The sequence below is a fragment of the Phenylobacterium sp. genome, from assembly GCF_030697925.1.
GTDB lineage: Bacteria > Pseudomonadota > Alphaproteobacteria > Caulobacterales > Caulobacteraceae > Phenylobacterium.
In genome coordinates, this window is record NZ_JAUYOJ010000104.1 from 1 (window position 1) to 4,373 (window position 4,373).

The 4,373-nt window shown below is 67.6% G+C and carries 7 protein-coding genes and 1 pseudogene; 6 read left to right on the plus strand and 2 right to left on the minus strand.

Annotated elements, in window-relative coordinates; translation table 11 throughout:
* From Q8Q88_RS09985 to Q8Q88_RS09995, 3 genes and pseudogenes are all read left to right on the plus strand, one after another.
* Positions 1-451 (plus strand): annotated as a pseudogene (locus tag Q8Q88_RS09985) (DNA-directed RNA polymerase subunit beta'); the annotation flags it as partial.
* A 114-nt stretch (positions 452-565) separates the two neighbouring features.
* Positions 566-913 (plus strand): GFA family protein, encoded by a 348-nt coding sequence (locus tag Q8Q88_RS09990; RefSeq protein ID WP_305675044.1) that lies wholly within the window; start codon positions 566-568, stop codon positions 911-913.
* The gene (locus Q8Q88_RS09995) at positions 910-1,377 is read left to right on the plus strand and encodes a GNAT family N-acetyltransferase (protein ID WP_305675045.1); all 468 of its coding nucleotides are present in this window, start codon (positions 910-912) and stop codon (positions 1,375-1,377) included. The genes Q8Q88_RS09990 and Q8Q88_RS09995 overlap by 4 nt, the downstream gene beginning before the upstream one ends.
* Here the strand turns inward: Q8Q88_RS09995 and Q8Q88_RS10000 are convergent.
* On the minus strand, positions 1,374-2,228 hold the full coding sequence (locus Q8Q88_RS10000; RefSeq protein WP_305675046.1) for a hypothetical protein: 855 nt from the start codon (positions 2,226-2,228) through the stop codon (positions 1,374-1,376). The two genes, Q8Q88_RS09995 and Q8Q88_RS10000, sit on opposite strands and share 4 nt — an antisense overlap.
* A gap of 143 nt (positions 2,229-2,371) precedes the next feature.
* Here Q8Q88_RS10000 and Q8Q88_RS10005 point away from each other — a divergent pair, with 143 nt between their 5' ends.
* Positions 2,372-2,704: a zf-TFIIB domain-containing protein gene (locus Q8Q88_RS10005; RefSeq protein ID WP_305675047.1), complete on the plus strand. Its 333-nt coding sequence runs from the start codon at positions 2,372-2,374 to the stop codon at positions 2,702-2,704.
* 3 nt (positions 2,705-2,707) lie between these two features.
* Here Q8Q88_RS10005 and Q8Q88_RS10010 read toward each other — a convergent pair whose 3' ends face one another.
* On the minus strand, positions 2,708-3,334 hold the full coding sequence (locus tag Q8Q88_RS10010) for a hypothetical protein (protein WP_305675048.1): 627 nt from the start codon (positions 3,332-3,334) through the stop codon (positions 2,708-2,710).
* A 341-nt stretch (positions 3,335-3,675) separates the two neighbouring features.
* Between Q8Q88_RS10010 and rpsL the strand changes: the two genes are divergently transcribed.
* A complete protein-coding gene (gene rpsL, locus Q8Q88_RS10015; protein WP_254836833.1) occupies positions 3,676-4,047 on the plus strand; it encodes a 30S ribosomal protein S12 in 372 nt (123 codons plus the stop codon).
* A gap of 12 nt (positions 4,048-4,059) precedes the next feature.
* On the plus strand, positions 4,060-4,373 hold a 314-nt coding region (locus tag Q8Q88_RS10020), incomplete at its 3' end, for a 30S ribosomal protein S7 (protein WP_305675049.1).

Sequence of the window (4,373 nt, forward strand, 5' to 3'; positions counted from 1 at the left end):
CGTTCGTCAGATGCTGCAAAAGGGCGAGATCCTCGAGCCGGGCGACACCGGCCTGCTCAAGGGCGATCACCTGGACATGTCGGAGATCAACGAGGAGAACGCCAAGACCGAGTCCCGTGGCGGCCGTCCGGCCATCACCCAGCCGGTCCTGCTCGGCATCACCAAGGCGTCGCTGCAGACCCGCAGCTTCATCTCGGCCGCCTCGTTCCAAGAAACCACCCGCGTCCTCACCGAGGCTTCGGTCCAGGGCAAGAGCGACACCCTGGAAGGCCTGAAGGAAAACGTGATCGTCGGCCGCCTGATCCCGGCGGGCACCGGGTCCTACCTGCGCAACCTGCAGCGCATCGCCGCCAAGCGCGACGAAGCTCTGTCGGCCAGCCGCGAGGAGGCCATGGAGCCCCTGCCGGACGTCATCGCCGTCGAGGCGGAGGCCGAGAAGGTCGACGTCTAAGCAAGCTCAGTCTGTGTGCGTAAGAAGCGGCCCGGGAGCGATCCCGGGCCGTTTTCCTTTGGGGCGAGCGCGGGCTAGGCTTGGCGTCAAATCACCAGCGTCGAGGCCGCCAGGTTGCCGAGGTATTTGGGGAGCTGCCATTGCGGCCAGGTCAGGTTCGCGATCGAGGCCGAGCTTGACCACGTCCGGGTCTGCGACTGCTCGATCTGCCGACGTCGCGGCGCCTTGATCCATCGGGTCGCGGAGGCGCAGTTCGAACTGCTCTCGCCGCTGGATGAACTCGCGACCCACAGGTTCATCACCCGCCAGGCGACGGACTACTTCTGTCCGCACTGCGGAATCCTGCCGTTCCGGCGACCGCGGACCGCGCCGCATCTCTGGGCCATCAATGTCCGTTGCCTCGAGGATATCGATCTCGACGCGATCCGGATCGAGCGGGTGTCAGGGAGCCGCCTGCCGTGAAGATCAGCCCCGTCCGAACAGCCGATGACCTTGGCGCGACGGCGTCCCTGCTCGACGCCTATGCCCGGTCGCTCCCTATCGATCTGGGCTATCAGGATTTTGGTTCGGAGCTCGCCTCCCTGCCGGGCAAGCACGCCCCGCCCGCCGGCGAGCTGCTGCTGGCGCGCGACGCAGTTGGCGCCGCCCTGGGCTGCGTTGGTCTGAGGCCCCTGGCCGCGGTTGGCTGCTTTGAGATGAAGCGCCTCTACCTCGCCCCGGAGGCGCGCGGCACGGGTCTCGGGCGGGCGCTGGCTGCCGCGATCGTCCAAAAGGCACGCGAGATCGGCTACAGCGAGCTGCGCCTCGACACCCTGGCGAGCATGGGCTCGGCGATCGGGCTCTACCGCCAGCTGGGCTTCGCCGAGATCGCGCCCTACTACGAGCCGACCCCGCCAGGGACGATCTTCATGGCGTTGCGGCTCTAGATCCGGCCATACGCGCGGAGCGTCCGCAACGCCTTGACGGTTTGAACGCCGCGCCACTCAAGGAGCGCCGCTGGCCCAGGCGGATCCCATGAGATGGGCCAGCCGCCATCGGCCTGCTGGCCGGCGGCGAGGTGGTCGAGGTGCAGAGCGATGACGGCGTCCTCGAACCACGAGCGGCAGAAGCTGTCGGGAGTCGGCGCGAACCACAGGGGCGTGAGCCCGTAGCCAGGCGAGCCGGGGTCGGCCTTGAACCATTGCGCGCCGGGTAAGGCTGCGGCTAACCGCATGGCGGTCGCTTCGGCTTGCCGCCGGTCCGGAACGCTCTCCAGGAATAGGGCCGCGTCCAAGATGTCGTGCGCGCCCAAATCGTCGTCCTGGATCCAGCGCCAGACCTGCTCGGCGGTCGCTTCGCGCCAGGGATGCTCGACGTCCAGTCTGTAGAGCAGGCCGACGATACCGCCGTTGGGGACGAGTTCCGGCGGCCTGGCGTAGCCGCGCCAGTGGGGCGCGTGGGCGTCCGCCTCGAAGCCGGGTAGAAGAATGGGGACGCCGCCGGCCGGCGCGCTGGCCTGTTGCAGAAAGTCGCAAGCCGCTTTCGCCATAGCCTGGTCCGCCACGCCGGCATCGGCCATGTACTGCAACCCCACCTCAACATTGAGCGGCTGGGAGCGCGGCGTGCGGCTGTCGGGCTCAAGCCCGTGACCGAAGCCGCCGTCGACGTTCTGATAGCCGGACAGGGCCTTCAGCACGAGACTAGGATCGTCCCCGTCGAACAGGACAGCGAACCAGCGCCGGTCGATCAGCCGCGCGGCGCCATGGATGAAGGCGCGGGCCCGGGCGAGGTCGGCCATGGGGTTTCCTCCCGTTCGTGAGTTCCTGATATGTTCTCGACGGCGACGCCTCCGTCAAGGGGCGGCGAGATTGCGGCGGGCGGCGCCATTGTCCTGCGCCAACCGCGCCCTAGATAATCGGGTCACAACCGGAGAATCCCCACGTGCCGCTGCTGCTTTGCCCCAACTGCAACGCCTCCATGCAGAACGTCGCCCGCTCGGGCGTCGAGCTGGACATGTGCCCGAGCTGCCGCGGGGTCTGGCTGGACCGCGGGGAGCTGGAGAAGATCCTGGAAGGCGGGCGCGAGGTGCGGCAGGCCGACGTCCAGGCCCGCGAGCGCTTCGACCGGGAGATCGACACCTTCCACCGCGACCCGGACGGCTGGAAGCGCAGCCATCCCTATGACAGCGACGCCAAGCGCCACCGCTACGACGATGACGACTATCATCACCGCAAGAAGAAGCGCGGCTTCGACCTCTTCGACATCTTCGACTGAGGCCTAGTTGCGGGGCGTCCAGACCTCGGGCATGGGCTTCATCTCCAGGCCGCCGGGGCTGACGCCGGTCGGGAGGTTGGCTTCCTTATACTTGCGATAGGCCTGTTTGCGGGCCGCCGCCTCGTCAAAGGCCTTGCGCTTGTCACGCGACATCGGCGGCTCGTAATAGGGCGCGTCCTTGGCGCCAGCGCCCAGCCGCTCCAGGCAGCGTTCGCGTTCGGCCTTGGTGAGCAGGTTGGGATTGGCGCAGCCCACCGGACTCAGCCGCAGGGCACCGCTCAATGCTGGGGTGGCCGGCGCTGCGGGGGCGGGCAGGGCGACTGCGGGAGCCGGCGGCGCGGCCGGGCGGTCCGGCGCGAGCGGAGTGACCAGCGGCGCCACGCTCAGATCCTCCTGCACCCGCAGGGCCCGGCGCGGCCGGATCGGCTGGTCGATCAGCCGCTTGGGCGCGGGCTGTTCAGCGCGCGGCGAGGGGACATAGAGCGGTACGACCTGCACCTCGAACACCGGCGGGGCCTGGGCCTGGCGCAGGGTCGGGTGAGCGATGGCCAACAAGGCCAGCACGCCCAGATGGGCGAGGCCCGAGACGGCGACCACGGTCGGGAGCGTTAAGCGATCCGTCCTGGTCATCCCGCGCCCGAAAGTTGCAAACTTCACTGTAAGGTCGGAGCCGCGCGCGGCGTTTTCGTGGCGCAAGGATGGCGCGGGGACGGGCGGGGCGGCCTTTGGTTCGCAAGCGTTGACGAGAAGGGGCTTCGCGAGTATGAACCGCGCTCCTTTCGAGGCCGGGGATTCTTCCTCTGCCCCGATGAGCGGCCTTCCCGAAACGGACGGTCAGACCCGCCGGAACGCTAGAGATTGCGCGCCGGCGAGTTTTTGCGTTCATCGGGCGGTTTCGAGACCCGAGACAAACCGAACCCTTTTTCGAGGCGCCACGGCCAAACGGCACACGCCTCCAGAGCAGAGATTAGATGCCTACAGTCAACCAGCTCATCCGCAAGCCTCGGCAGGACAAGCCGTCGCGTAACAAGGTGCCGGCCCTGAAGGGCTGCCCCCAACGTCGCGGCGTTTGCACCCGCGTCTATACGACCACCCCGAAGAAGCCGAACTCGGCGCTTCGTAAGGTCGCCAAGGTGCGCCTGACCACCGGTATCGAAGCGGTGTGCTACATCCCCGGCGAAGGTCACAATCTGCAGGAGCACTCCGTCGTGCTCATCCGCGGCGGCCGGGTGAAGGACCTTCCGGGCGTCCGCTACCACATCCTGCGCGGCGTGCTCGACACCCAAGGGGTCAAGGACCGCAAGCAGCGTCGTTCGCATTACGGCGCCAAGCGTCCTAAGTAAGGAAGAAGAAGAATGTCCCGCCGCCGTCGCGCCGAGAAACGTGAAGTTCTGCCGGACCCGAAGTTCGGGGACCTCACCGTCACCAAGTTCATGAACTACGTGATGTACGAAGGCAAAAAAGCCGTCGCTGAAAACATCCTGTATGGCGCCTTCGAGATCCTCGAAGCCAAGCGCAAGGAACAGGGCCCGCTGGAGACCTTCCACGCGGCTCTGGAAAATGTCGCGCCCGGCATCGAAGTCCGCTCCCGCCGGGTCGGCGGCGCCACCTACCAGGTGCCCGTCGAAGTCCGTCCGGACCGCCGCAAGGCGCTGGCCATCCGCTGGCT

Coding starts and splice junctions, on each gene's coding strand:
- Q8Q88_RS10000 (WP_305675046.1), bottom strand. CDS start 2,228: ATGGCCGACCTCGCCCGGGCCCGCGCCTTCATCCATGGCGCCGCGCGG.
- Q8Q88_RS10010 (WP_305675048.1), bottom strand. CDS start 3,334: ATGACCAGGACGGATCGCTTAACGCTCCCGACCGTGGTCGCCGTCTCG.
- rpsL (WP_254836833.1), top strand. CDS start 3,676: ATGCCTACAGTCAACCAGCTCATCCGCAAGCCTCGGCAGGACAAGCCG.